The sequence below is a fragment of the Agarivorans gilvus genome, from assembly GCF_001420915.1.
Lineage (GTDB): Bacteria > Pseudomonadota > Gammaproteobacteria > Enterobacterales > Celerinatantimonadaceae > Agarivorans > Agarivorans gilvus.
This window is the reverse complement of sequence record NZ_CP013021.1, coordinates 3,761,455-3,787,152: the sequence shown is the minus strand read 5'-3', so window position 1 is coordinate 3,787,152 and position 25,698 is coordinate 3,761,455. Positions and strand designations below refer to the sequence as shown.

Annotated in this window: 28 protein-coding genes; 13 read left to right on the top strand and 15 right to left on the bottom strand. The window is 44.8% G+C overall.

Annotation, left to right across the window (positions count from 1 at the left end; all coding sequences use genetic code 11):
* Nucleotides 1-60: 60 nt before the first annotated feature.
* Nucleotides 61-669 (top strand): PEP-CTERM sorting domain-containing protein, encoded by a 609-nt coding sequence (locus AR383_RS18000; protein ID WP_055734383.1) that lies wholly within the window; start codon nucleotides 61-63, stop codon nucleotides 667-669.
* A gap of 69 nt (nucleotides 670-738) precedes the next feature.
* On the opposite strand, the gene AR383_RS17995 is transcribed toward AR383_RS18000, so the two are convergent.
* The 3 genes from AR383_RS17995 to AR383_RS17985 all read right to left on the bottom strand — a co-directional run bounded on the left by AR383_RS17995 (nucleotide 739) and on the right by AR383_RS17985 (nucleotide 4,444).
* Entirely contained in the window at nucleotides 739-2,028 is a 1,290-nt protein-coding gene (locus AR383_RS17995) for a methyl-accepting chemotaxis protein (protein WP_198150172.1), read from the bottom strand.
* A 259-nt stretch (nucleotides 2,029-2,287) separates the two neighbouring features.
* Nucleotides 2,288-3,595, bottom strand: a complete 1,308-nt coding sequence (gene brnQ, locus AR383_RS17990) for a branched-chain amino acid transport system II carrier protein (protein WP_083481678.1) — start codon at nucleotides 3,593-3,595, stop codon at nucleotides 2,288-2,290.
* Between the two features lie 129 nt (nucleotides 3,596-3,724).
* Nucleotides 3,725-4,444, bottom strand: a complete 720-nt coding sequence (locus tag AR383_RS17985; protein ID WP_055734381.1) for a tRNA1(Val) (adenine(37)-N6)-methyltransferase — start codon at nucleotides 4,442-4,444, stop codon at nucleotides 3,725-3,727.
* A 97-nt stretch (nucleotides 4,445-4,541) separates the two neighbouring features.
* Between AR383_RS17985 and srmB the strand changes: the two genes are divergently transcribed.
* Nucleotides 4,542-5,798 carry an ATP-dependent RNA helicase SrmB gene (gene srmB, locus AR383_RS17980; protein WP_055734380.1) on the top strand — a complete coding sequence of 419 codons (1,257 nt, stop codon included), beginning with the start codon at nucleotides 4,542-4,544 and terminating at the stop codon, nucleotides 5,796-5,798.
* A gap of 68 nt (nucleotides 5,799-5,866) precedes the next feature.
* On the opposite strand, the gene AR383_RS17975 is transcribed toward srmB, so the two are convergent.
* From AR383_RS17975 to AR383_RS17955, 5 genes are all read right to left on the bottom strand, one after another.
* Nucleotides 5,867-6,367, bottom strand: coding sequence for an OmpA family protein (locus AR383_RS17975; protein ID WP_055734379.1), 501 nt, complete (start codon nucleotides 6,365-6,367; stop codon nucleotides 5,867-5,869).
* Between the two features lie 11 nt (nucleotides 6,368-6,378).
* Complete coding sequence (locus AR383_RS17970; protein ID WP_055734378.1) at nucleotides 6,379-6,591, bottom strand: hypothetical protein; 213 nt, start codon at nucleotides 6,589-6,591, stop codon at nucleotides 6,379-6,381.
* 328 nt (nucleotides 6,592-6,919) lie between these two features.
* On the bottom strand, nucleotides 6,920-7,696 hold the full coding sequence (yaaA, locus tag AR383_RS17965; protein WP_055734377.1) for a peroxide stress protein YaaA: 777 nt from the start codon (nucleotides 7,694-7,696) through the stop codon (nucleotides 6,920-6,922).
* 17 nt (nucleotides 7,697-7,713) lie between these two features.
* The gene (locus AR383_RS17960) at nucleotides 7,714-8,832 is read right to left on the bottom strand and encodes a PilT/PilU family type 4a pilus ATPase (RefSeq protein ID WP_055734376.1); all 1,119 of its coding nucleotides are present in this window, start codon (nucleotides 8,830-8,832) and stop codon (nucleotides 7,714-7,716) included.
* 8 nt (nucleotides 8,833-8,840) lie between these two features.
* Nucleotides 8,841-9,875 carry a type IV pilus twitching motility protein PilT gene (locus AR383_RS17955; protein ID WP_055734375.1) on the bottom strand — a complete coding sequence of 345 codons (1,035 nt, stop codon included), beginning with the start codon at nucleotides 9,873-9,875 and terminating at the stop codon, nucleotides 8,841-8,843.
* Nucleotides 9,876-9,898: 23 nt separating this feature from the next.
* On the opposite strand from AR383_RS17955, the gene AR383_RS17950 reads away from it, so the two are divergent.
* The 7 genes from AR383_RS17950 (at nucleotide 9,899) to hemW (ending at nucleotide 14,626) form a co-directional block, all read left to right on the top strand.
* Nucleotides 9,899-10,597: a YggS family pyridoxal phosphate-dependent enzyme gene (locus AR383_RS17950; protein WP_055734374.1), complete on the top strand. Its 699-nt coding sequence runs from the start codon at nucleotides 9,899-9,901 to the stop codon at nucleotides 10,595-10,597.
* A gap of 27 nt (nucleotides 10,598-10,624) precedes the next feature.
* The gene (proC, locus tag AR383_RS17945) at nucleotides 10,625-11,446 is read left to right on the top strand and encodes a pyrroline-5-carboxylate reductase (protein ID WP_055734373.1); all 822 of its coding nucleotides are present in this window, start codon (nucleotides 10,625-10,627) and stop codon (nucleotides 11,444-11,446) included.
* 17 nt (nucleotides 11,447-11,463) lie between these two features.
* The gene (locus AR383_RS17940) at nucleotides 11,464-12,009 is read left to right on the top strand and encodes a YggT family protein (RefSeq protein WP_055734372.1); all 546 of its coding nucleotides are present in this window, start codon (nucleotides 11,464-11,466) and stop codon (nucleotides 12,007-12,009) included.
* A complete protein-coding gene (gene yggU / locus AR383_RS17935; protein ID WP_055734371.1) occupies nucleotides 12,010-12,300 on the top strand; it encodes a DUF167 family protein YggU in 291 nt (96 codons plus the stop codon). It abuts the gene before it with no gap.
* Between the two features lie 56 nt (nucleotides 12,301-12,356).
* Nucleotides 12,357-12,791, top strand: coding sequence for a DUF4426 domain-containing protein (locus AR383_RS17930; RefSeq protein ID WP_055734370.1), 435 nt, complete (start codon nucleotides 12,357-12,359; stop codon nucleotides 12,789-12,791).
* 87 nt (nucleotides 12,792-12,878) lie between these two features.
* Entirely contained in the window at nucleotides 12,879-13,478 is a 600-nt protein-coding gene (rdgB, locus tag AR383_RS17925) for an RdgB/HAM1 family non-canonical purine NTP pyrophosphatase (protein WP_055734369.1), read from the top strand.
* Nucleotides 13,472-14,626 carry a radical SAM family heme chaperone HemW gene (gene hemW / locus AR383_RS17920; protein WP_055734368.1) on the top strand — a complete coding sequence of 385 codons (1,155 nt, stop codon included), beginning with the start codon at nucleotides 13,472-13,474 and terminating at the stop codon, nucleotides 14,624-14,626. The genes rdgB and hemW overlap by 7 nt, the downstream gene beginning before the upstream one ends.
* 2 nt (nucleotides 14,627-14,628) lie before the next feature.
* Here hemW and trmB read toward each other — a convergent pair whose 3' ends face one another.
* On the bottom strand, nucleotides 14,629-15,363 hold the full coding sequence (gene trmB, locus AR383_RS17915; RefSeq protein ID WP_055734367.1) for a tRNA (guanosine(46)-N7)-methyltransferase TrmB: 735 nt from the start codon (nucleotides 15,361-15,363) through the stop codon (nucleotides 14,629-14,631).
* 229 nt (nucleotides 15,364-15,592) lie between these two features.
* Here trmB and AR383_RS17910 point away from each other — a divergent pair, with 229 nt between their 5' ends.
* The 4 genes from AR383_RS17910 (at nucleotide 15,593) to mutY (ending at nucleotide 18,627) form a co-directional block, all read left to right on the top strand.
* Nucleotides 15,593-16,084, top strand: a complete 492-nt coding sequence (locus tag AR383_RS17910) for a cupin domain-containing protein (RefSeq protein WP_055734366.1) — start codon at nucleotides 15,593-15,595, stop codon at nucleotides 16,082-16,084.
* Nucleotides 16,085-16,093: 9 nt separating this feature from the next.
* The gene (locus AR383_RS17905; RefSeq protein ID WP_055734365.1) at nucleotides 16,094-17,023 is read left to right on the top strand and encodes a Gfo/Idh/MocA family oxidoreductase; all 930 of its coding nucleotides are present in this window, start codon (nucleotides 16,094-16,096) and stop codon (nucleotides 17,021-17,023) included.
* Nucleotides 17,024-17,091: 68 nt separating this feature from the next.
* Complete coding sequence (locus AR383_RS17900; RefSeq protein WP_055734364.1) at nucleotides 17,092-17,559, top strand: Lrp/AsnC family transcriptional regulator; 468 nt, start codon at nucleotides 17,092-17,094, stop codon at nucleotides 17,557-17,559.
* A gap of 9 nt (nucleotides 17,560-17,568) precedes the next feature.
* A complete protein-coding gene (mutY, locus tag AR383_RS17895) occupies nucleotides 17,569-18,627 on the top strand; it encodes an A/G-specific adenine glycosylase (RefSeq protein ID WP_055734363.1) in 1,059 nt (352 codons plus the stop codon).
* A 240-nt stretch (nucleotides 18,628-18,867) separates the two neighbouring features.
* On the opposite strand, the gene AR383_RS17890 is transcribed toward mutY, so the two are convergent.
* From AR383_RS17890 to AR383_RS17865, 6 genes are all read right to left on the bottom strand, one after another.
* The gene (locus AR383_RS17890; RefSeq protein ID WP_055734362.1) at nucleotides 18,868-19,047 is read right to left on the bottom strand and encodes a hypothetical protein; all 180 of its coding nucleotides are present in this window, start codon (nucleotides 19,045-19,047) and stop codon (nucleotides 18,868-18,870) included.
* Nucleotides 19,048-19,340: 293 nt separating this feature from the next.
* On the bottom strand, nucleotides 19,341-19,745 hold the full coding sequence (locus tag AR383_RS17885; protein WP_055734361.1) for a DUF1801 domain-containing protein: 405 nt from the start codon (nucleotides 19,743-19,745) through the stop codon (nucleotides 19,341-19,343).
* Between the two features lie 62 nt (nucleotides 19,746-19,807).
* Complete coding sequence (locus AR383_RS17880) at nucleotides 19,808-20,275, bottom strand: GNAT family N-acetyltransferase (protein WP_055734360.1); 468 nt, start codon at nucleotides 20,273-20,275, stop codon at nucleotides 19,808-19,810.
* Between the two features lie 130 nt (nucleotides 20,276-20,405).
* Nucleotides 20,406-22,865 (bottom strand): DEAD/DEAH box helicase, encoded by a 2,460-nt coding sequence (locus AR383_RS17875; RefSeq protein ID WP_198150171.1) that lies wholly within the window; start codon nucleotides 22,863-22,865, stop codon nucleotides 20,406-20,408.
* The gene (locus AR383_RS17870) at nucleotides 22,862-23,629 is read right to left on the bottom strand and encodes a Hachiman antiphage defense system protein HamA (RefSeq protein WP_229711144.1); all 768 of its coding nucleotides are present in this window, start codon (nucleotides 23,627-23,629) and stop codon (nucleotides 22,862-22,864) included. Before AR383_RS17870 ends, AR383_RS17875 begins: the two co-directional genes overlap by 4 nt.
* A gap of 241 nt (nucleotides 23,630-23,870) precedes the next feature.
* Nucleotides 23,871-25,307: a P-loop ATPase, Sll1717 family gene (locus AR383_RS17865; protein WP_055734359.1), complete on the bottom strand. Its 1,437-nt coding sequence runs from the start codon at nucleotides 25,305-25,307 to the stop codon at nucleotides 23,871-23,873.
* Nucleotides 25,308-25,698: the final 391 nt, after the last annotated feature.

Sequence of the window (25,698 nt, the reverse complement as noted above, 5' to 3'; positions counted from 1 at the left end):
CACTAGCTGCTCTGATGGTTCGCTGATGTAGAGAAAAACTCACCAGCAAGGAGCACGAACATGCAAGTAACTTTCAACAAACAGTTCATCTTTCTGTTAATAAGTCTGACTCTGTCACTACCACTCAAGGCAGGGGTAATTATTGACACGATCACCATCTATTATAACCGAGGAACCTCACTTACCCTTAACTTTGATGACACGATATACCAACCCATCCCTTATGGACCTGGAGACTTGCAGTTATCATCCATTAGTTCAATAAGCGGCATTTTTACCACTCCTGGATTTGCATCAACAATACAGATAGAAGATCTGCAAGGCGGAAGCTATATAGGCATCTACATTGATGATTTACTCAATGTCAGCCTAACTAGTTTTTATCTTAATTATGCCAATAATGAAGGCTTTTTAGCTAAATACTTAGACTACTATTTGTCCACTTCTGATAGCTCACTATATCTAGAATACTGTAGTTACAATGGCAGTCCCGACACCTGTGGTTTTAGAAGCGAAACTTGGTCAATGACGGAGTATACCGTCAGCAGCCGCGAAGCTAATAACGTCAGCGTAAATGAGCCTACAACCTTGATACTGCTTGCTCTCGGCTTATTCGGTTTAGTTTGGAGAATGCGGGGAGGTCAAACTAAGATGGAAGGGGCTCATTAGCAAGCGCCGTGATGCTTTCACGCGCCCTGTTTTCTGTTTTTCTATAGATAGGCGCGTGAAGTCTTAAGCTTACACTTTCAGCTCTTTGGTCAACTGTTCTAATAACTCAACTTGCTCTAACAAGGTTTTTATCGACTGCTCTGAACCTTGTACCAATTCGGTCACCAACACAGTTTGGTCGCGCAACTGATGAGTATCGTCGGAAATCCCGGTAGCTACCGTGCCCTGCTCTTCTGAAGCAATGGCAATTTCAGAAATCTTGGCAGACACCGTATCGGTTCGCTGGCTAATATCGGCAATAGTTTGGTGAACACCACCCATCATCTGCTTGCTGGTTTCACCGCGTTGCACACTTTCTTTCACCGTAGAACTTAAACCTAAACTGGTGCTTTGTAGCTCTTCAATCATCGATTGAATTTTCACCGTTGCTTGCTGAGCGCGCCCTGCTAAACCACGCACTTCATCGGCGACCACGGCAAAACCACGACCTTGCTCACCGGCACGCGCCGCCTCAATCGCCGCATTTAAGGCCAACAAGTTGGTTTGTTCTGAAATCGCTTCAATAGTGGTGACCACCTCACCAATTTCTTGGGTACGTTGTTCTAATTGGTTCACCGCCTGCTCTGCACGCTGTACATCAGACATCAAGCTGTCGATGGCATCCACCGTTTGCTCAACCTTTTGTTGACCTTCACTGGTCGCTAGATTGGCTTGGCTAGTTTGCTCTGCGGTGTCGTTGGCGTTGGCCGCGACATCACGAATCGTTGAGACCATTTGCTCAATAGCACTGGCCAAGGAGTCCACTCTATCTTGCTGCTGCACGCTAAGGTCGCTGCACTGTTCGCTGGTTTGATTTAACTGCTCGCACAAATCTTTAACCATGGCATTACTGGCATTGGTTTCACTGACCAATTGATGTTCACGAATAGCGACTTTGTCGATAATGATGGCAATGGAGCTAAATTCGTCCCGTACCGGAAAGTAATTCAAACGGTGGGTTAGATCCCCCTTGGATAAGAGATCGAGTGCGCGATGAATTTGGTACATAGCACCACCAATAAAGGTCATCACGTAATAAAACAGCAAACCGGCCACAAATAAAATGGCCGCGATACTGACGTACTGCCAATTCGAGAACAAACTAAAAATGGAGGTATCCTCATGCAGAGAGCTCACCTTGCTGCCATTTAAAGCGTAACCCGCTTGCGACAATATTCCGGCTAGTTGCTCAGGCTTAGCACTAATCACTTGACTGAGTAACTGAGCTTCTTGCTGATGAACAGACTCAATATATTGATCAACATTACTGGACACGATCAGCAGTATGCCAATCAGCGCTAGCATCGGAAAAGTAAACATTAACAGAAACTTTTCCTGCAACTTTAGGTGCACATTTATACGATCTATCCACCTAAATGGGACTTCTTTCATGGCAAACTCCATCTTGCACGGTGAAAAACTAACAAGGAAATTTCATAGTATTGTGGGCTGGAAGTGAATACGAGGCGCTGTAGGCAAAGATCTTCAGTGGCCAAATAAAATTATTTCTTTATTAACCCAATATGTTGCTAACTTAGAATATTGCGCCGATTAGCTAACGGCGCAATGTTGTCTAGATTTAAGCGGTTTCAGTGAGCGCGGCTTTCTCTGAACGAGCAAATACGCTGACCAATACTGCGGCAAAGGTAGGCAGTAACCAAGCAAAACCTTGCGAGAAGCCAGGCAAAAGACTGAAGGCGTCCATGTTCACACCGGCAGCTTTTAATCCATCCATCAAACCAAATAAGGCCGCCACACCAATAATTAAGCGCGCCGCCATGTGAGGACGGTTAAACCAATTAACCAACAAGTTAAAGGCAATCAAGGCCACCGCAACCGGATAAATACCAATCAGAATCGGGATAGACACCAGCAATAACTGATCGAGGCCGATATTGGCCACCAAGGCACAACAGGCAGCCGTAACAATCGCGATGAGTGAATACGAAAATTTGCTGTTGTCACTCACATAGGTCGCGAATGACGAAATACCACCAATCGCCGTAGTAAAACAGGCAAGACTGACAATGGTGGCCAAAAGCCACTGCCCCTTCAGACCAAACAGTACCTCTACGTAGGCAACAATAATTTGCCCACCATTTTTCGCCTCAGGCGCCACACCCGTTGCGGTAGCGCCTAGATAAAATAGCACTACATAGAATAGCGTTAAGCCCACTGCGGCAATTAAGCTGGCTTTCACCAAATATGAGAATTGAGCGTCCTTACCGCTAATACCTCTGGTGTTAAGTGCTTCAATCATCAATACACCAAACATCAAGGCGGCTAAGGCATCCATAGTATTGTAGCCATCGATAAAGCCCTGCCCAAAAGGCATATCAGCAAAATTTTGCTGGGCGGCGGCGATCTCAGCAAAAGGCTGGCTAAACACGCTCACCCCAATTATCGATATACACAATACCAATAACGGAGTAATCACCTTACCCACGCTATCAATTAAGCCACCACGACGCAGGATAAACAACAAAGCAGCGACGAAGTAAAATAGTGAATAGCCAAGTAGAGTCGCCTGAGATGCATTCTCCACTAAAGGCACAAAACCCAGTTCATAAGCCACTAAGCAAGTTCGCGGAATACCAAACATGGGTACCAGCACCAAATAAACAGCCAAAGCAATTAGGTTAGCCACTTTGCTCGGCAAGTAACGACCTAGGTGAGCGATACCTCCGCCAGCCTTGGCAATGGCCAACAAACCCAATAACGGCAACCCCACAGCGGTCATTAAGAATCCAAACATGGAAGCAAGTAAATTATCGCCAGCCAAAAGACCCGCCATTGGCGGAAATATTAAGTTACCGGCACCTAAAAAGAAGGCAAATACCATTAAACCTAAACTAAGGGTATTCCATGCGCCAAGCTGTTTGGTCATGCATGCTCCTGCTATGAATTGCTATCGAGAGAAAATAAAGGGCAGCAGTATATAGCATGGCCATAAAACATAAAACCAGTATATGTGACCAAGAATTATAACTTTGATCTAAAACATCTCCAAAATAAACTACATTTTTAGATATAAGTCTTTACATAGATTTATGTACTCTAATGAATAAGACCTATCTTGTTGATAGATAAAAAGCTGTTCCTCAACACATTGCTGGGGATGGCGAGAAAAACGCAGCAAACAACGAATTGCCGGTTTAGCTGGCACAGAGTAAACCTGCACTTGATGAACTAAATGCCACTGTTGTTGCTCTGCTTGATTAATCCATTGCAAAGCCACATCACAAGGTAAAATCAGCGCCACCGAAGACTCCTGATGGCTAAGTTGCTGCAACGCCAGAAAAAACTCGGTAGCACTTAAAGAGCCACTATGTCTAGCCTGCTGGCGTTTCTGTTCAAAGCTTTGCCCAGCAGGAAAATACGGCGGGTTAGACACAATTAAGTCATAAGGCTGAGAGCTTGAGTATCGCTGCATACTGCACTGGTGAACTTGAATGGCTTGTGGCCAAGGACTATGAAACACATTGTCACGGGCCTGCTGGCAAGCATCGGGCTCTAAATCAATGGCATCAATCTTAGCCTTACCAGCACTACGTTGCGCTAGAATCAAACTAATTAAACCCGTACCCGTGCCCACATCTAAGATTTGCTTGGCCCCTTCCAGATCGAGCCAAGCGCCAAGCAAGATGCCATCGGTACCAACCTTCATTGCGGTTTGCTCATGAGCCACATGAAACTGCTTAAAAGTAAAACCTGGACGCTGATAATGTTCGATCATTTCTTGCTTGCCTTAGTTTGGCGCTATACTATGCCGCGAATGTAAATGACCCGCGCTACTGATTCAAGTCGATGGCGCCTGACAATCTGGTAGATTTATGACCTTTGAAGATCTCGACCTAGACTCACAAATATTATCTGCAGTGAGTGCTATGGGCTTGCAAAAAGCCACAACAATTCAACAGCAAACCATTCCGGCAATGCTTGATGGTCGAGACGTACTTGCCTCTGCCCCCACCGGCACCGGCAAAACCTTGGGCTTTTTGCTACCGGCGATTCAGCATCTACTTGACCATCCGCGGCGTAAAGCCGGCCCCGGCCGTGTACTCATTCTCACGCCAACCCGAGAGTTGGCCATGCAGGTAGCCGAGCAAGCTCGCCTCGCCACCGCCGGTACTAAGTTAAGTACCATCGATATTACGGGTGGGGTTAAATACGACGTTCACGCCGAGCAACTCAAAGGCAATATCGATATTGTTATCGCCACCCCTGGCCGCTTAATGGAGTACATCACCTACAAGGTGTTTGATACTCAGGCTATTGAGTTATTGATCCTTGATGAAGCAGACCGTATGTTAGACATGGGCTTCATTAAAGACATGGAAACCATCAGCGACGCAACCAGTGAACGAAGCCAAACCGCACTATTTTCGGCCACGCTGGAAGGCGCAGGCTTATTGCGTTTTGCTGAAAAAGTCATGCAAGACCCAGTACAAATTGAAGTGGAACCACCTCGCCGTGAGCGTGCCAAAATTCATCAAATTTTGCATTACTGCGATGATGCCCAACACAAGTATCAATTGTTGCGTCACTATTTATTAAATGAAGAAATTGAGCGCTGTGTGGTATTTGTTAAAACCCGCGAGCGCCTCTATGCCTTAGCCGAGCAGTTACAGAGTGATGAGATTAAAGCATCTTATCTACGCGGCGAAATGGCCCAAGATAAACGCAACCAAGCCATGCAATCGTTCCGCGAGGGCCAAGTTAAGATCCTAATTGCTACCGATGTTGCAGCGCGCGGTTTAGATGTACCAGAAATTAGCCATGTATTTAACTACGATATGCCACGCAGCCCCGATGTTTATGTACACCGCATCGGTAGAACAGCGCGTGCAGGGCGCAAAGGCATTGCGATTAATCTAGTTGAAGCTCATGACATGGGAGTATTAGCCAAGATCGAGCGCTATACCGAAGAGCCCATTCGTCGCCGGGTAATTGAAGGCTTACGCCCTACTCATCGCATTTCTGCACCTCCAGCGAAGAAGAAAAAGCCAAAAACCGTTGAAGACAAAAAGGCCGCTAAGAAAAAGGCCAAAGGGCGCGCTAAAAAGCTGGCTAAAAAAGCCAAGAAATAAACCGCTCAAAACAACCAAAGCCACGTGATTAACGTGGCTTTTTCACTTATATAGACTCATCAATAGTATTAGTAAACTCGTACTTCTACTCGACGGTTATGAGCACGACCTTGCTCGGTTTCATTGGTCGTAGCAGGAGCCATTTCACCTTTAGCTTCTTCCAATGTCTCACTAGCAGGAACACCCGCGGCCATCAAGGCTTTAACAACGTTATCCGCACGGCGCTTACTCAAGTCCATATTATAATCGCTAGGGCCTGTACTATCGGTATATCCTACCGCATCAACGGTAAGATCATTAGCAATGACTACATCGGCAATACAGTCAATTTTGCCTTGTTCAGTATCCGCGTATTGGTCTTTATCAAAGCCAAACAGAATAGTAGCGAAACCAGTGATTTTATCGCCGTCAACCGTAACATACTGTTCACAGCCCTGAGGTATAATTGGCAGAACCACCATTGGTTCTTCTACCACCTCTTCAACTACGGTTTCTTCAACCATCACTTCTTCAACAACGGCACAACCTGATTCATCCACTTCTGTACCCACTGGGGTATCTGGACACATATCACTATCATTTACGACGCCATCTTTATCTTGGTCTGGGTTGGCACAGACAATCGCACCAACAATACCCCTCCCACGGCACCGCCGCCGCCGCCTAGAATGCCACCAAAAGCAGCGCCAACAGCAGGACACAAAATCCCCGCCTCCCTTTTCGGTGCACTTGAACAACCAGCCAAACTTACTGCACCTACTAGCGTTACAAGAACTGCAATCTTATTTTTCATATTATCTCCATCTAGCCTCAGTCGGCGAATATTCTCTAATCTCTTGAATAAAACAATAAGCTATCCATTTACCAAGCTATCAATTACAGACCACTCTTACAGGAGGTTCTTGTTAGTATTGTCCTTCCCAAAATTAACGCTCAAATAAATGAATTGTTAAGAACAAGGACAAAAACGCTAACACTTATTAATAATATCAACGTCATTCATCACAAAAAAAGAATAGACCAAATACACTTAAGATGAGAAAAAATAAACAATTTTTTTACAATAAAAAGCCCCGCATTGGCGAGGCTAGTCATCATAGGCTTTAGAAGATAATATCGGCTTAATCTTGCCGGTCGCGTAAAAATATCAATTCATTACCCTTAGAACTCGCTTCGTCAAAATAATAACCTTGGCTATCAAACTCACACAGCTGGTCAACACTGCTAATTTGTTTATCAAATAAATAGCGCGCCATTAAGCCACGGGCTTTTTTCGCATAAAAACTAATGATTTTGTACTGACCATTTTTTTGGTCTTTAAATACTGGGGTAATCACCGTGGCATCTAGCTGCTTAGGTTTAACCGCCTTAAAATACTCGTTAGATGCCAAATTAAGCAAAATATTATCACCCTGCTCGGCAATCGCCTGATTAAGCTTATCAGTAATGATCTCGCCCCAAAACTGGTACAGATTGCTACCACGAGGATTAGCCAACTTAATCCCCATTTCTAAACGATAAGCCATCATTAAATCCAAGGGGCGCAACAAACCATATAAGCCGGAAAGGATCCGCAGATGTTGCTGGGCATAGTCCAGCTGCTGGCTACTAAGGGTATTTGCCTCTAAGCCAGTATAGACATCCCCCTTAAAGGCAAAAATCGCCGGCCGAGACAAAGATGGCGGTAAATCACTGCTCCATTCGGCAAAGCGGGCCGCATTTAAACCGGCTAACTTATCGCTAATTTTCATTAAACTGGCGATATCAGCCGGAGTTAACTGCCGGGCCACTTCTATCAACTCTGCACTATGTTCTAATAACTCAGGTCGAGTCGACGAATGACTGGGTAGTTCCGAACTAAAATCCAAGGTTTTAGCTGGTGAAATAACCGCTAACATAATACTCCTTTCAATGCTTAATAATCGATGGTCACACCATCTAACATGCCGCTGTCTAAGTTATTCGATTTGTCTGAGCCTTGCAATTTAATCATCAGACGTAAATCGTTAGGTGAATCGGCATGGGCAATGGCTTCGGCGTAACCAATCACGCCATTTTCGTAGAGATCAAACAAACTTTGGTCGAAGGTGAGCATGCCCTGTTCACGCGACTTGTTCATCAACTCTTTGAGTTTGTGCATCTCTCCCTTACGGATTAAATCTGCCGCCAAAGGCGTATTCAGCAAAATCTCAAACACCCCGCGACGGCCGTTGCCATCTTTGGTGGGCACCAATTGCTGAGCCACAATCGCTCGCAGGTTAAATGACAAATCGAAACACAATTGACGATGCCGCTCTTCTGGCACTAAGTGCATAATCCGATCCAATGCTTGGTTGGCGTTGTTGGCGTGCAGCGTGGCCATACAAAGGTGACCCGTTTCGGAGAATTGCAAAGCAAACTCCATGGTTTCACGAGTACGGATCTCACCAATTAAAATTACATCCGGCGCTTGGCGCAAGGAGTTCTTCAAGGCCTCGTCAAAGGATGGCGTATCAATGCCCACTTCACGCTGGTTAACAATACAACCGGCGTGTTTGTGCATGAATTCCACCGGATCTTCAATGGTAAGAATATGCCCACTGGAGTTGTGATTGCGATAATCAATCATACTAGCCTGGGTGGTAGACTTACCCGCACCGGTTGCCCCCACAAACAGAATTAAGCCGCGCTTAGACAGGCCGACTTCTTTTAATATTTGTGGTAATTGCAACTCTTCAAAACTAGGAATTTCCGTCTCGATACGACGGATTACCATGCTCGGCTGCTCGCGCTGGTAAAAGGCGCTCACCCGGTAACGGCCTAAGCCCTGGCGAGCAATCGCAAAGTTGGCTTCGCGCTCCACTTCAAAGGCCTTCATTTGTGCTTCGTTGCGAATGGTCGACAGCATCGACAGCACGTGTTCTGGCAACAATTTCTGGTCAGTCAAAGGGGTTAAACGCCCACTCACCTTGGCACTAGGAGGTACACCCACCGACAAGTATAAATCTGAGGCCTTACGCTCAGACATGTCACGTAATAAATCATCCAGTAACATAGACCCTCCTAAAAATTGTTGGGATCGGCTGCTTTAAGTTTAGCGTCTTCATAAGACACCATGCCTTGGTTAACCAAATCCTTAAGATTTTGATCAAGGGTTTGCATGCCGTGGGCCATACCGGTTTGAATCACCGAGTACATTTGCGCCACTTTATCTTCACGGATCAAGTTACGGATCGCCGGAATACCGGTCATAATCTCGTGAGCCGCGACACGCCCCCCACCCAGTTTTTTCAATAGGGTTTGGGCAATTACCGCTCGCAGAGATTCCGACAACATCGAACGCACCATGTCTTTTTCAGCCGCAGGGAATACATCGATAACACGGTCAATGGTTTTAGCCGCAGAGGTGGTATGCAAAGTACCAAAAACTAAGTGACCGGTTTCGGCGGCAGTGAGTGCTAAACGAATCGTTTCTAAGTCACGTAGCTCCCCCACCAGAATAATATCGGGGTCTTCACGCAAAGCTGAGCGCAGCGCATTGTTAAAGCTGTGAGTATCGCGGTGCACTTCACGTTGGTTAATCAAACAGTTTTTATTTTTGTGAACAAATTCGATGGGGTCTTCAATGGTCAGAATGTGCTCATGGCGTTGCTCGTTGATGTAATCAATCATAGCTGCCAAGGTGGTAGATTTACCCGAGCCAGTTGGGCCGGTAACCAGTACCAGACCACGAGGATGCTCGGCAATTTGGCGGAAAATCGCTGGCGCGCCAAGCTGGTCTAGGCTTAATACTTCAGAAGGAATGGTACGAAATACTGCGGCGGCACCTCGGCTTTGCTGAAAGGCGTTAACCCTGAAGCGCGCCACGCCAGGCACTTCAAAAGAAAAGTCGATTTCTAAATTTTCTTCGTACTCTTTGCGCTGCTTGTCATTCATAATATCGTAGATCAAGCTATGCACTTGCTTATGCTCTAAGGCAGGCACATTGATTTTACGCACCTCACCATCCACCCGAATCATTGGTGGTAATTCTGCAGATAGGTGTAGATCCGAGGCATTATGTTTTACACTAAAGGCCAGTAATTCAGTAACATCCATTTAATTTTCCTCAATGTGAGTCTATGAGCAGTATTACCCAAGCACTTCAATTTGTTAACCACCAAATTCAGCAAGCGTTAGCTCAAGCACATCGCCCGGCTAATAGCGTTGATTTATTAGCCGTTAGTAAGACTAAACCGCTGAGTGATATTGCCCAAGCCTATCAGGCAGGCCAACGTCGTTTTGGTGAAAACTATGTACAGGAAGGCGTCGATAAGATCCTCGAAAGCCGGCAACAAGCTTGGCTAAACGAGCCCATCGAATGGCACTTCATCGGCCCGCTGCAATCCAATAAAACTCGCCTTGTTGCCGAGCATTTCGACTGGATGCAAACCTTAGATCGCGCCAAAATTGCCGACCGCCTTGCCGCTCAGCGTCCTGAGCAGATGGCTCCCCTGCAAGTGTGTATTCAAGTTAATATTAGCCAAGAGCAGGCTAAATCGGGAGTCAGCCTTGCAGAAGTTGATGCCCTAGCTGCACATATTGCGCAACAGCCACAACTCAACTTACGTGGTTTAATGGCGATTCCCCAAAACCTTGGGCAAGGGCAAGCGCTGGCAGAGCAGTTTAAAGCCATGGGCGAAAAATTTGCTGAATTACAGCAACAATATGCTAGTGTCGATACCCTTTCCATGGGAATGAGTGGCGACATGCAATTGGCGATCAATCACGGCAGCACCATGGTACGGGTAGGCAGCGCCATTTTTGGCCAACGTGGCTAATAAGATAACAAAGAAGGATTAAGCAACATGACAGCTCGAATCGCATTCATCGGTGGCGGTAATATGGCCAGCAGTTTAATTGGCGGCATCATCGCCAACGGTGCCGATGCCAGTAACATCACCGCTAGCGATCCCAACCTTGAACAACAGCAAAAGCTACAGCAACAATTTGCTATTAATGTCACCGCCGATAATGGCCAAGCCATTGCCAACAGCGACATTGTAGTACTGGCAGTCAAACCACAGTTAATGGCTGAGGTGTGCCAAGCGATTAAAGATTTGGGCTTGGATTTAGGCGCCAAGCTGTTTATTTCCATCGCCGCCGGCATCAGTGTAAAACGCCTTAAGGGCCTGTTGGGTGAGCATGTTGCCATTGTTCGCACCATGCCTAATACCCCAGCCCTAGTTGGCCGCGGAATGACCGGCCTGTATGCCGCAGCAGACGTGAGTAGCGAACAAGCCGCCAGTGCCGAGCAATTAATGCAAGCGGTGGGCGAAACCTGCTGGGTTGAGCAAGAAGACGAAATTAATCATATTATTGCAGCAGCAGGTAGCGCGCCGGCCTATTTCTTCCTGTTTATGGAAGCCATGCAACAGCATGCCGAGCAGCTAGGCTTTAGCCCAGAGCAAGCACGTAAGTTAGTGCAACAAGCGGCTTTAGGCAGCGCCGAGCTAGTTGCTGCTAATCCAGACCTTGAATTAGCCACCCTTCGGGCCAATGTTACCTCTAAGGGAGGGACCACCGCAGAGGCTATTCGCGTATTTGAAGAACAAGGTGTACGTAAAATAGTGGCCAATGCCATGGACGCCGCGATAGCGCGCGGTAGAGAAATGGAAAGTTTGTTTTAATTTTATTCGAGGACCTTATGCAAGCGTTTAGTTACTTAATCGAGGTAGTATTCAACCTCTATTTGATGGTGGTATTACTGCGAGTTTGGCTACAAATGGCTCGTGCTGATTTCTACAACCCTTTAAGCCAGTTTGTGGTAAAGGCTACTAATCCGGTAGTGGTGCCCCTGCGCCGTATTATTCCGGGCTTTGCTGGCATCGACTGGGCGGCAGTGTTGCTAGCGCTGCTAGTGTCCTTTGCCAAGTGGGGCATCTTAATGCAATTGCGTGGCGGTTTTGATTTAACCGCCGTGGCCATACTGGCCTTTTTCAGCACCCTAAAAGAAGCCGGCATGTTGTTATTCTGGGTATTATTGCTACGCGCCATTCTAAGCTGGGTGAGCCAAGGCCGCAGCCCGGTAGAATACGTGCTTGGGCAACTCACCGAGCCACTACTAGCACCAATTCGCCGTATTATTCCGGCCATCGGTGGTTTAGACCTTTCAGTATTAGTGCTATTCATCGCACTTAACTTCTTAAACATACTGATTGCTGGCTGGGTGCCTTTCTGGAGCTCGCTGTAAGTGGCGAGCCCCGCGCAACTGGATGGCGAAAACCTGCTACTGCAGGTTTACGTGCAACCTAAAGCCAGCCGCGATGCCATCGTGGGTGTACATGGTGATGAGCTAAAAATAGCCATCACCGCCCCACCCATCGACGGCAAGGCTAATCAACACCTGAGTAAATACCTAGCCAAGCAATGCAAGGTGGCGAAGTCTCAGGTGAGCATTCTGCGTGGTGAACTTGGCCGCCATAAATGCATCAGCATTAATCAACCCAACATTATTCCTCAAGCTATTGCAGCACTGCTGTAAGCTTCGCCCTAAATCTTATCTATACTAGAAACAGCCATGACAAAAGGGTCAAATCGATGAGTAAGTCTTTACTACTGAGCCTAATTTTCAGCCTCGCCTTGTTAAGCGCGCCCAGTTTTGCCGAACAAAAAAGCCAATTAGGCCCCTACGAAGTGCACTACATCGCGTTTAACTCTACCTTTGTTACCCCAGAAATCGCCAAGTTGTACGATATTCAGCGCAGTCGCTATAACGCCCTAATTAACATTTCGGTATTAGACAGCCGCAATAAAAACAAACCCGCGGTGGCGGTAAAACTCAGTGGCACCGCGCGTAACTTAATCGGCAACCAAACTAATTTAGAGTTTAAAGAAGTGCGCGAAGGTGAGGCCGTTTACTATCTCGCCCAATTACGCTTCAGTAACGAAGAAACCTTTCGTTTTGAAATCACCGTAGATGATGGCAAAAGCCAGCAGTTGTTAAAGTTCCAGCAAAAGCTCTACGTAGATTAAGCTAGCCACGTCCCGCCGATTAAGGCTTCTTCCCCGCCAGCCTCTGGTTTACACTAGTAGCTGGCTTGTTATGTTCTAGGAAATATCATGCAAAAAGTTGTTCTCGCCACTGGCAATCCGGGTAAGGTGGCCGAGCTATCGGACTTACTTAAACCTCTGAATAAACAGATTATTGCCCAAAGTGAATTTAATATAGAGGACGCCGCAGAAACCGGTACTACCTTCGTAGAAAATGCCATTATCAAGGCGCGCCACGCCGCGCGCATTACCGGCTTAGCCGCTATTGCCGATGATTCAGGTTTAGCGGTTGACTACCTCAATGGCGCGCCGGGCTTATATTCTTCTCGTTACGCCGGTGAACAAGCTAGCGACCACGACAACCTAGTTAAACTATTGGCCGCACTAGAAGGTGTGCCAGAAGCGCAACGCGGCGCCGAGTTCCACTGTGTCTTGGTGTATTTGCGCCACGCCGACGACCCAGCACCATTAATCTGCCATGGCAAATGGCGCGGTCGTATCACCACCCAAGTCCACGGTGAAGGCGGTTTTGGTTATGATCCGATTTTCTGGGTAGAACTGCAGCAAGCCACTTCGGCACAACTCACTAAGGCCGAGAAAAATGCTCTTAGCCATCGTGGTATGGCGCTGCGCCAGCTATTAACCCAAATGGAAAATGAAGCATGCTAAGTCGCGCTCCGGCACTCAGCTTGTATGTGCACATCCCTTGGTGTGTACAAAAGTGTCCCTATTGTGATTTCAACTCACACGGCTTAAAACAAGCGCTGCCGGAACAGCCCTATATTAAGGCTCTGCTCGATGATCTAGATGATGATTTAGCGCGTTTTCCGCATTTGCGCCAACAGCCACTGCTGAGCATCTTCATTGGTGGTGGCACCCCAAGCCTGTTGTCGGCAGAAGCCATCGCCAACTTACTAACGGGTGTGGCCGAGCGCCTGCGCTTTAGCCTAGACATTGAAATCACCATGGAAGCCAACCCCGGCACCGCCGAGGCCGAGCGCTTTGCCGGCTATTATCAAGCGGGAGTGAATCGACTCTCGATTGGCGTGCAAAGCTTTCAAAGCCAACACCTGAGCAAACTAGGACGTATTCATAGCGGTGACGAGGCGATCCGCGCCTTTGAATTTGCCCAGCAAGCGGGCTTCAAACGCATCAACCTCGACCTAATGCATGGCCTGCCACAACAAAGCCTAGCGCAAGCCATGGCCGATCTGGAACAAGCCTTTGCTTTGGGGCCTAGCCACCTGTCGTGGTATCAGCTGACCATTGAGGCCAATACTGCCTTTGCCTCGCGCCCACCTAAATTACCCAACGAAGACTTACTCTGGGACATCTACCAACAGGGGCAGCTACAGCTACAGCAAGCGGGTTATCAGCAGTATGAAGTTTCAGCCTACTGTCGTGATGGGGATCGCGCAGTACATAACCTTAATTATTGGCGTTTTGGTGACTACCTCGGCATTGGCTGTGGCGCCCACGGCAAAATTACCGACTTAAATAGCCAACAGCTGTATCGCACCGAAAAGGTTAAACATCCCAAGGGCTACCTAGAACCAGAGCGTCCCTTCTTATTCAAGCAATGGACGGTAGAACAACAAGATCTGGCCTTTGAGTTCTTCCTTAACCGCCTACGGCTGTTTGAAGACATTCCCAAGGCTGACTTTTGTGAATTAAGCGGCCTGCCCTTATCGACCATTGAACAGCCGATTAAACAGGCTAAGCGACAAGGCCTGCTAGAAGAAAGCGAGCAGCATTGGCAAGTCACAAAAAAAGGCCGTTTATTTCTAAACGACCTTCTCACTTGCTTTACCGACTGAGCTTAGTCGATACGCTCAAATATCAAATCCCACACTCCGTGGCCTAAACGATGGCCACGATTTTCAAACTTAGTCAGCGGACGCCAATCAGGGCGCGGCACATAGTCGTTAGTGCTAGAGGTATTTTGGTAACCCGGCGCCGCCTGCATCACTTCTAACATGTGTTCGGCATAGTTTTCCCAGTCGGTAGCCATGTGGAAAACCCCACCCACCTTGAGCTTCTTACGCAGTAATTCAACAAACTCAGGCTGAACAATACGGCGCTTATGGTGGCGCGACTTATGCCATGGGTCGGGGAAAAACAGCTGCACGGTGTCTAGGCTATTGTCGGGAATGCTGTCGTTAAGCACTTCTACCGCATCGTGCTCAAATACCCGTAAGTTGCTAATGCCTGCTTCCACTGCGTCGGCCATACACGCACCCACACCCGGGCGATGCACTTCAATACCAATGAAGTTAGTCTCGGGTGCCTTGCTAGCCATTTCTACCAAAGAAGCCCCCATACCAAAACCAATTTCTAATACGGTTTTAGCTTCGCGTCCAAATACTGTCGCCAACGAGTAGTTTTCGCTTTGATAATCTAAGCCCATTTGTGGCCAAAATTCACTCAGCGCCTTTTCTTGGCGTTTAGTTAGCCGACCTTCGCGTTTAACAAAGCTACGGATCTTACGAAGACGCTTATCTTCTGCTTGCTCTGATGAAGCCTCAGGCGCTTGGTTTTGCTCTTGCTCGCTCATGATATTTCCAGACTCGACGTTGCAGGGACATTCTAAATGTAGAACAGGGCTGGCATTATCCAAAGTTCTTGGGTTTGTGCAAGCTTTCAAGGCGCGAAGCAGGCGGTATCAGATGCTTTTTCAACGAAAAAACTTAAGCTGAACCAAGAGCCTCAATTTTGTTGGCTGAATGGCTGCTTCTCGGCGGCAAATATTTTACACTGGTACAAACTGCTAGGAGCTTCATAATATGTCGTATAAGCCCTCTTCAAGAATATTCAAAGATAGTGATTTTCACCAAGGCGAAGCACCGCTCTACCTCGGTGAAGGTTACAGTTTTAAGCATGGCGAGAAGATGGCCACGGTGGTTTACCAACCTGCCCACCCCAACCCCAGCGCCCCACAGGGCATGCAAGGTGAAGGGCGTCTCGATGGCACTTGGATTTACAGTGAAGAACCAGACAAGGCGGAGAACATACTCAGCAGCGGCCTAGAGCTGGTGATGGATTCTCACCTAGAGCCCAATGCCAGTATTGGCCTACACCAGCACACCTCTACCGAAGAAGTGTATTACCTACTCAGTGGCGAGCTACACGTTACCGTGATACACGACCAGCAACAATGCACCCAAGTACTGCAAGTGGGTGATTCGCATTGCATCCACCCCGGACAAAGCCACTTTGTAAAAGCCGGCGATGAAGGCGCTCGCTTCATTGTAGTGGCTGCCAAAGTTAATCCTTAGGAGTTGGTGTTGTCGCAAACTAAACCAATCACAAAAGCTGCCATTGTTGGCTGTAATTGGGGCATGGTGCACCTAGCTGCACTGCAGCAAAGTGGCCTAGAGCTAAGTGCATTGGTGGATGTTGATCTACCACGCGCCCAAAGCTTAGCCCAACAGCTTAATATTGCTCATGCTTGCCAGTCTTTAACGCAGGTTCCAGAAGTCGACTTGGTGATTATTGCCACGCCTGCAATAAGCCATATGCAGGTAATTGAGCATTTTTCCCAGCAGGCGATTATCTGCGAAAAACCGTTGTTAGGCCTATCGGCCAACCAGCTACCGGCAAACTGGCCGAAGCGTTTGTGGGTGAACTACGCCTTTAACCAGCTGGAAAGCGCCCAATTAATAAATCGGCTGATTCAGCCAACACAGGGGCCAGTAAGGGTGCAACTTAGCTCGCAAGTAAACTTGCCACTTAAGTTTAATTTAGAGCAATGGTTTTTAGAAACCGCCAGCCACCCGCTGTCTTGGTTACTGCACTTGTTGGGCGAACCTCGGCAACTAAGTAAACAAACCAACGAACAAGAGCTGAAGCTGGAATTGGCCTGTGGTGAACACCGTATTAACATCGATTTTACGCTAGGTGGCGCAGCAGGGATCTACCATCAAGTGCGAGTTCAGCAAGGGTCACAACAGTTGCAGCTACAGGGCCACTACATTCCCGGACAAGCCTGGCGTTTTATGCCGGTATTACTCAATGACGAACCGCAAAACCAAGGTGAATACCATGAGAGTGATTGCTGGTTACTGGCTAATCAACGTTCCACTAGCCTGATCATTAAACACTTGCAAGGCCAGCTTAGTGAAGCCGAATTGTTGGCCCAGGGCGGCTTTAACCCCACCAAGGCACTCTGGCTAGAACAAAGTCTGTTAGGTGAAAAGTTTAACTCGGCGAGTTAAAGCTTGTTTCTTCGGCCTAAGCACTAGAAAATAGTAAATCTCACTCAAGATTGAGCTAAAACTAAAAAATGAAACTCGATAGTAAAGATAAGTTAATACTCGATTTGCTACAGCGCGATGTGAGCATGCCACTAAATGACATCGCCGAACGGGTTGGTCTGTCTGCCACGCCTTGCTGGCGGCGCATTCAAAAGCTAGAGCAAGCCGGATTTATTCGCCATAAGGTAGCATTGCTCGATCGCAACAAACTCAATCTTGGGGTCACGGTATTTGTTAGTGTTCGCACCTCGCAGCACAACCAGCAATGGTTAGATCAATTCAAACAAACCATTCAAGAAATCCCAGAAATCATCGAAGCCCACCGCATGAGCGGCAGTGTCGACTACTTATTACAGGTAGTTGTGCCCAGCATCGAAGATTACGACAAAGTCTATAAACAACTGATTGAGCGACTGGCCTTTACCGATGTGAGTTCGGCCTTTTCCATGGAAATGATGAAATCCACTACCTCACTGCCCACCCATTACTTAAGTTAAACACAACGCATGACAACACCACAAAATGATTTTGCCAGCCGCGTAGTGGCTTGGTACCACCAAGCTGGGCGCAAACACCTACCTTGGCAACAAAATAAAAGCCCCTACAAAGTGTGGCTCTCAGAAATCATGCTCCAGCAAACCCAAGTGGCTACGGTGATCCCCTACTTTGAACGGTTTATGGCACGCTTCCCCACGGTAAGCAGCTTGGCCGAAGCCGATACCGATGAAGTGCTGCACCTTTGGACGGGCCTAGGCTATTACGCCCGAGCCCGCAACCTACATAAGGCCGCCCAATTAGTGGTAAGCCGTCATCAGGGGCAATTTCCCGAGCAGCTAGATGCACTGGTTGACTTACCGGGCATTGGCCGCTCCACCGCTGGGGCGATTTTGTCTTTAGCCTTAGGCCAAGCGCAGCCGATTTTAGATGGTAATGTAAAACGGGTATTGGCGCGCCATCAGGCGATTAGCGGCTGGCCGGGCAAAAAAGCCGTAGAACAACAGCTATGGCAACTGGCCGAAACCAATACCCCCAGCGAGCAAACCGCGGCCTATAACCAAGCGATGATGGACCTAGGTTCGATGATTTGTACTCGCAGCAAACCTAAGTGCCAAGCCTGCCCAGTGGCCGAGGATTGCTTAGCATTTAAATACCAGCGCCAAGCCGACTTTCCCGGTAAAAAACCGAAAAAAGTGCTGCCAGCCAAGCCGGTGCAAATGCTTATCTTACGCTGGCAACAACAATATTTATTGGTGCAACGGCCGATGCAAGGGCTATGGGGCGGCCTATATTGTTTTCCAGAGATCACCCCAGAAGACAGCATTAGCCAATGGTTAGAACAGCAGCAGCTAAGTTACGATGCTATTTACGAGCTAGCGCCGCTGCGCCATACCTTTAGCCACTATCATTTAGATATTCAACCCTCGTTGATTGAACTCAGCGAGGCGCCTAATTCGGCAGTGAGAGAGAACGAGCAAGAGCTGTGGTACAGCCTGCAAAACGCCCCCAAAGTCGGCCTAGCCGCAGTCACCGAGAAGTTGCTGAAAGTCGCCCAGAAAGCGCCTTAAGTGGAGGCTAGCGGCAACGCTGGCCGAAAATGCGGCGTAGTTTTTATTTCATCAAGGCTAGTATTTTAGGCGGAGGAGCGACAGCGGAGCCGTACCGCCGCGCATTTAGCTGCGCACAAAATACACTTGTTAGGTGATTCAACTCCTACCTAAGGCAATGGCCCAATCACCTTGCCAAATATCAAAACCCACTATCCTATGAACTTCATGGATAGTTTTCTCATCAGTTCTATTCTTAAACTATACTTTTTCCTGTTTGAAATCATCACCAATTGATCTTTCGAGCTCTACCTTGTGCCCCACTAGGCGCTCAAATGCATCTAAGCAATCGGCGTTTCCAACCAAGCAGAAGTGATACCCGATAACGCAGTGTATCGATCCATTTTCAATTCCTTTTTTCAGTAATAGTCGATCGTCCATTCAATCACCTTATGCTTTAAACAGCGGAAAACGCGAGCGCTGCGGGTCTCTAGAATTCATTTTCGATGTGGATTTAAATTCAAGTAAATCGTCCTTAAGACCTAGGGCCTATTGACCTTTCGCAGTTAATTTTTGTTCAAGATAAAAGCGTTTTAATCGCGGCGATAGCTTTGTAGCCTAGCATTCTAAGCAAAACAGCAATACCTCAACAAACCACTTAAAACGGAAAAACTGAATTTACACTCAAGCCGCCAAGCGCAGCGAATCCGTCGTAAATGCTTATGTGAATTTTTTCACGCGCCCAAAAAAGGCAAATTTTTACGCTGCTGATAGGTTAAAGCCAACTCTAAACAGGACTTGATTGCTGTTTCTGGCAACACCTGCGATATGGACAGAACGATTGCTCTGTTTCCCTGAAACACCAGTTCTTCACCATACAATTCTCGAAATGTATCGACTAACTTAGTTTGGCAATTAAAGAACAGGTAATAATTGTCAGGAGATTTTAGCTTCCAGTCCATTCTTAGCGGGCTGCCTGTTTTTACACTATAACTGGGTTCACCCCACTTTAGAGTTTCATCGACTTCACCCAGCTCCAAATCAGATGCGATTTGAAAGACTAAATTTCGTAGCTCCTCTAGCCTAATACGAGCATTTTCCGGATATTCATCGAAGCGTTCTTTGACTACCTTATTCACTGGAACCTCCTATTCACATACCAACGCCCATGGTAAGGGGCGGAGTGAACTTGACCTACTTGTTACGCATACGGGACTTTTATCTCATAACTCGTGTATTTTTGACCGAATATAGTGCTTTCATAAACCCGCGATGCCATTTTCCTGAGGAACCTGTACTCGGGGCGAGTGTTGAACAAATGCAAAACCACGTGGCTATGGCCTAGCTCGGATGCCCAACCTAAAGCCTCTTTGAATACTCTGATGCCAATACCCCAGTATTCTTCATCCAGCACAACAGCAAGCTCATAAGCTTCATCTTCGAATTGGATTCCGCACCAACCGGCTACGGAGCCATTCACTTTTATCCCTTTGACTTTGCATCCCTTAGATGAATCTACCTTAACTTTGCCGGCAATCCAGTCTTCCAATGAGGCTTGATCGAACTCGTCATGTGAAACTAGGTGCTCTCGAACTTTTCCTTTATTGAGGATTTTTTGTAGTTCATTTTTGTCCAGGTCTTGAAGGCTTACATATTCGATATTGTTCATTGCTGGACCTATTAATGTCAACGTCCCACTCACCGGAATTTTAGGAGCGGAGCGAGTAAAATTTCCGAGTACAGTGGCTTGTTATGTGATATTTCAACAGTGCTTATTTCTCTGCCATCACAAAGAACACTTAGATAGTGATGTATTTCCTTACTTCAAATTGCACCAAATCATCTTGCATTTCCAAGTACTGTTTGAATTCACCATTAACAAAAATATGCCCTAGATTATCTATTTCAATATTTTTAATCTGGCCGTCTAATTCAAACTTTTTAATTATTGCTCCGCTCAAGCCAAGTTTTGTTAAATCAGTATTTCTTTTCTTTGCTGTACCATAAATGAAAATATCGTAATCTTGTTCTGATATAACTCCGTAATCTTTTAAGAGGGAAACAAACTCATTTAGCTTATATGAAAGAAAATCGCTTTCCATTTTTATCTTCACTAATGCTAGGTTTACCAGTTCCTTATGGCTTTTGGTCGACAAGTCAATATACGTTTTGGTTCCAATAACTGAGCCATCCTTCGCAAGCTCTCCATAAGAACTTCCAATATAGAATATATTATTTCCAGTTTCAGACGCATTTGTGTAAAAGTACTTAACCGTTGAGTTTATATGTTCTTTTAATGTTAAAGCATGGATGTTCTTCACGAACGAGCGATAGTAATTTCGAGCTTTTTCGTTCTGAAGTCGAGCGAAGGATAAATCTATGATTTCATTCTCAAGTCCAGATATGAAGATTAAGTATACCTTTTCAATTGGATCAAGTTCATCGCTGTCTGGATCTGTTTGCACAATTTCGACCTTATCTAAAATAGTGTCAAAAGCACTTCCAGAGTCATAATATGTAGAGTGCAATCCTGACTCCAAAAACTGAACTTTCATCCTGTCAACTTCAGTCTGTGGAGATTCGGTAAGAAAATTCTCCCTTTCTATAATAGATAAGGCATTGCTTTTTCCCCTCCTAGCAGAGTCAATAGCTTCGAGACTACTTGAATTTTCAATAATGTGGTCATATTTTGATATATCAAAATTAAGCAAAGTCGGATTCTTAATTTCATCACTAAACTTGCCAGATTTTAAAGTTCCGATTTTGGTAGCCATGTTACTGCCGGCTCTATTGAATTCTTCTGAGTTTACAAAGTGAACAGAAGGTCTTAACTTAGTTAAGCTGGGATTCTCTCCACCAAACACTTCATTGAGCCTATTTACCCTTCCGATTAAATTTGTCAGTTCCTTTGCGCCCAATGAATAAGTATTCAAAATATATAAGTTGTCAATCGGTAAATTAACACCTTCGAGAATTACTGAGTTTGCGACAATAAAATTTAGCGCACCTATTTTTCGAAAGTTAAACTCCAGATACTCTTTGATAAGATCAGGTAGTTTTCCGTGAATGTACAAAACCCCCTTTTTGACAAGTTCAACACAATAAAAATCTTCGTGTACATTTTTGGATATTGTTATAGCTAACTGCTCTAGTTCTTTATTTTCAGTAAAAGGTAATTTTTCAGCTAAGATTCCAGCAAACTTTTCTACTTTTCGTGGAGCTCTGAGATATAGGAAGTTATTTGACCTTTTATTTTCATCTATATAAGTCAACATATCTCGATCAGATTTAATGTCGAAGAAAACGTTTAAAAACCTGTTGTATTTGTACACCCTTCCATTGAGCCGATATTCATTTATATCTGCTTCTTTAATGTTAAACTGGATGCGCTTGGTGTCTATTTTTTGCTGCTCTTCAAACTTAAGATTATCGCTATCGCTAATTAAAGGTGAAAAATAGAAGATTCTGGAGTTCGGTTTTCTTGCTCTTATTTTGCGAATGAGCCTACTAAGTAAAATACTCCTGGAGGATGACTCAAATAAATTGTGCGCCTCGTCCAAAAGTAAAGCATCGACTTTCATCTTATCTTCACTCTTTAAAAGCCTAAGTGCACGCTCTTGAGTGAAAATTGCTATAAAATTGCTCTCTCCACCATACATTTCATCATGAAATATGACTTTCCTATCTGTAAATGTAGAGTTAATTAGCTTATATGTTTGAGTGAGTAATGATTTAGTGGGAACAATAATGAATATCTTATCTAATTCTAACTCTGAGATTAGCTCGACCATCATTGAACTTTTTCCAAATGATGTAGGGGCTATGTAGCAGTTATCTCTTGCTTCACTTTCAACCAGCTGATTTCTGAACTTTCTCTGCTCTAGAGTCTCAGTTATTTCTTGATACTTAAATTTACTTAATCCGTTATTGACAAAATAATGGTGTAGCCTTTTTTCATCAACCATACCATTTTCAAGAACAAACTTTGAAATTGGGTAAAACCCTAAATTCGTACTCAGATCAAATAACGGCTCATAATTATCACTTTGCAAGGCATAATTCAAAATCAGGTAATACCCAAACTCTAAATAAGATGTTCTCCTTTTATCTTTTTCATATTCTTTAATGAGCAGAATAGCGACAGACAAACAGAAAGTGGACTCATCTTCACTCAGTGAAACATCCATGGCTAATTTAGAGTTTATTTGCAGAAACCGCTCATTGTCTTTCAACCATGTTAAATTATTTATTCTACTCACAACTCATCTCCTAAATAATTTAAAAATGAGTCATAGCTCGCTTTTGTAAGACAAATTGCCTTTAGTGACTTCGCTTTCAAACCTGTAAAAAAACGCTCCTCCGCCCTTAAAATAGCACTCGATATATCTGGATTCCATTCATCTGTAATAAATATGCTTGAGCAGGGAATTATATTAAATTCACTTGCACTCTTGAACTGATTATTATCAAACAGATTCGAAAGTTCTTTAATCTTTTTTCGAATTGACCTACTTGCCCCAACATCAATATGACTTGCATGGTTGTAAGCATTTTTCCAAGGGTTATTTTTGCTTTTTCTGCTATCTCCAGCAATTACTGAAGAAATATCATCAAAAGCTTCCTTTAATTTGTTCCTATGACTTATTCCTGTGGTTGAATCCAAGCCTGATTTACTTTCAACTAAATATTCCTCAGTACCATTCGAAAAAAAGCCATCAAAGCCTTTCTTAATAGATCCTTCTTCCAAATTAAAGAATAAGAATTCTTGCTTTAGGTTGGTCTGCCTCAAATAAAGATGAACAAAAAACTCAGCAACAGCACCCATTCGGGTCCGGTAGTCTTTTGATTCTAAAAAACGAAGAAAATTTGATTTAACTAATTGCAAAGGAGACTCACTATCGCCTTCACAAATTTGGACCAAATTTTGATCTATTTGCTTAACAATTTCCGGCGTTAATTCGACCAAATCGAAAACATGAAGTTCAACCGTTTCAGAAATGTGCTTTATTTCGGGTAGTATCAAAATATATCCTTATTTAACAACCTTCAACGCATAATTTGCTCTGAGAGCTAATTTATTCAAATCGATTCCGTTTTAAGTAAGCTTATATATTTCTTACTCTGCATATCTAGATATTCTATCTATAACCAAAGTTTGCTGGATTCACAACGCCCGCCTCAACGGCAGTTAAAACAGGCAATTAATATTGCGAAAGCAATTTGAGTGACAGTTTTGGCTGTCCGATTGCAGGCGCTTGTTAGCACTACAATATCTGAAGAGCCTTGAAGAGACCTCGATGTACGCATATGTTTTCCTTCATGTTCAGCCTTGCTTCTTTATTTTGATATTTGAATATGAAATGATTCTTTTGTTTGGTAACATTTCCAATAACACTAAACATAAACAGCATTTCAAGAACAAATTGATAATCTCTTTTTGGTAGATTTCCCTCTTTAACTTCAGACTCGTACAAAGCCCTAAACTCCTGCACCTTCATCTCTTGTTTTCTGAGTTTTGTGAACAGGTTTAGTATTTGCTTTATCTCAGGAAATACACCGTGTATCTCATCTTCCATCTCGCTCTTTAGATAGTTGGAAAAAGCTTTTGCTTCAGATTTCACAATTCTGGGATTGACCTTATGCAACCCTTTCTCTAATGCGCTATCAGCGCATATCTGCATATAGCGCACATAATCCCTTGGACGGTTTTGAGTATTTTTTGTTATGTAATCGAAAACTGAAATTCGTCTAGAGTCTTTGTGGCCATATTTAACCTCTCCACCTTCAAAAACCCCACCCCAGACTTGATTGAAAGGGCGGTCATCACGATCATTGTTAGGCATGGCTCTGCATATGCGGAATGCCAAGAGATTCTGAAGATTTTGTCTATTCCAGTCTAATTCGTATTTGAAATCAGTCCACTTTGTTTTATCCGGGTCTTGTAGGATGTCATAAATATCATCACGCAAAAATACGATAGGATATAGTTTATGTTTTGAAAATCTCGCTCGCACATCCTGAACAGCTTTAAACAAACTAGTTAAAAGGTCTGTGTACTTCCTATATTTTTCTCTATCAATAATATCTTTATAGTCTTCATCTAGTTCATCAAATAAGATGACATAAGCTCCATCTCCTAGTTTACCTTCGATATATTTTTCTAAGATCTCTACTCTTTTCCCAATATTGGGATCAGCATTGTCTACAGACTTTTTATCCGTACCAACACCAACTCCTGTACCGAGTACCTTTATATCAAACTTAAATCCAGTCCACTGTTCAACTGCGCCCGGTAGAGCATTTGTTATATCTTGGTCGAATAATTTACCCAGAGTTTGCCTTGATTCAAGGTCTACCTTCGGATTTTTAGAAAGCATTTGACCTATAGTGGAATAAATTAAATACTTCCATAAAGTAATATATTGATTCGGCTCGGTGTAACCAGAATCTGTAAGCTCATAAAGAATATTAAATGGGAAATTTTTGAAGGTTAACTTTTGAGCAAAGTAGTTCTCTTCGCCTATTGAAACCAAATGCTCGCTTATAGCAGTTTTGCCAGTCCCTTTTCGGCCTATGACATAGGACTTATTTCCCTTAAGAAGTCGACCAACCACACGAGTATGATAAAAATATCTCTTGCTATCTTCTAGTTTAGCTTCCAACTTCCAGTTTTCGATCTCTTCTAGTAGTTGTTTACCCATTGTATTTCCTTTCTCTTATTGTTTTTGCGTAGCCTGGTTATTGTGAGGGTGCTAACGCTAAGTAGGAAGCACGTGCTTCCTATCCCATTCAATGAGCAGGCTTCCTATCACAGAAAGTGTGACCTAGCGGCAGGTCGCTAGGCTGTTCATGCTCTATCTTTAACTTATTGTCTACTTTGATGTTTTCTTTTAATTTTATCAATAGACAGTGTTCAAATTTTATAGACCATTTTGAGAAAAGCAGCTTGAGAAATTTTGGGGCTGTGTATAATCACAGTGAAAAAGTGCGCAAGCCCTAAAAGTTCAGTTTTGTGAAGGGTGAAGGCGGATGTTTAAGGTGTTATTGGACTAACTGCCTAACAAACAATGGAGCAAATACCTATAACACTCT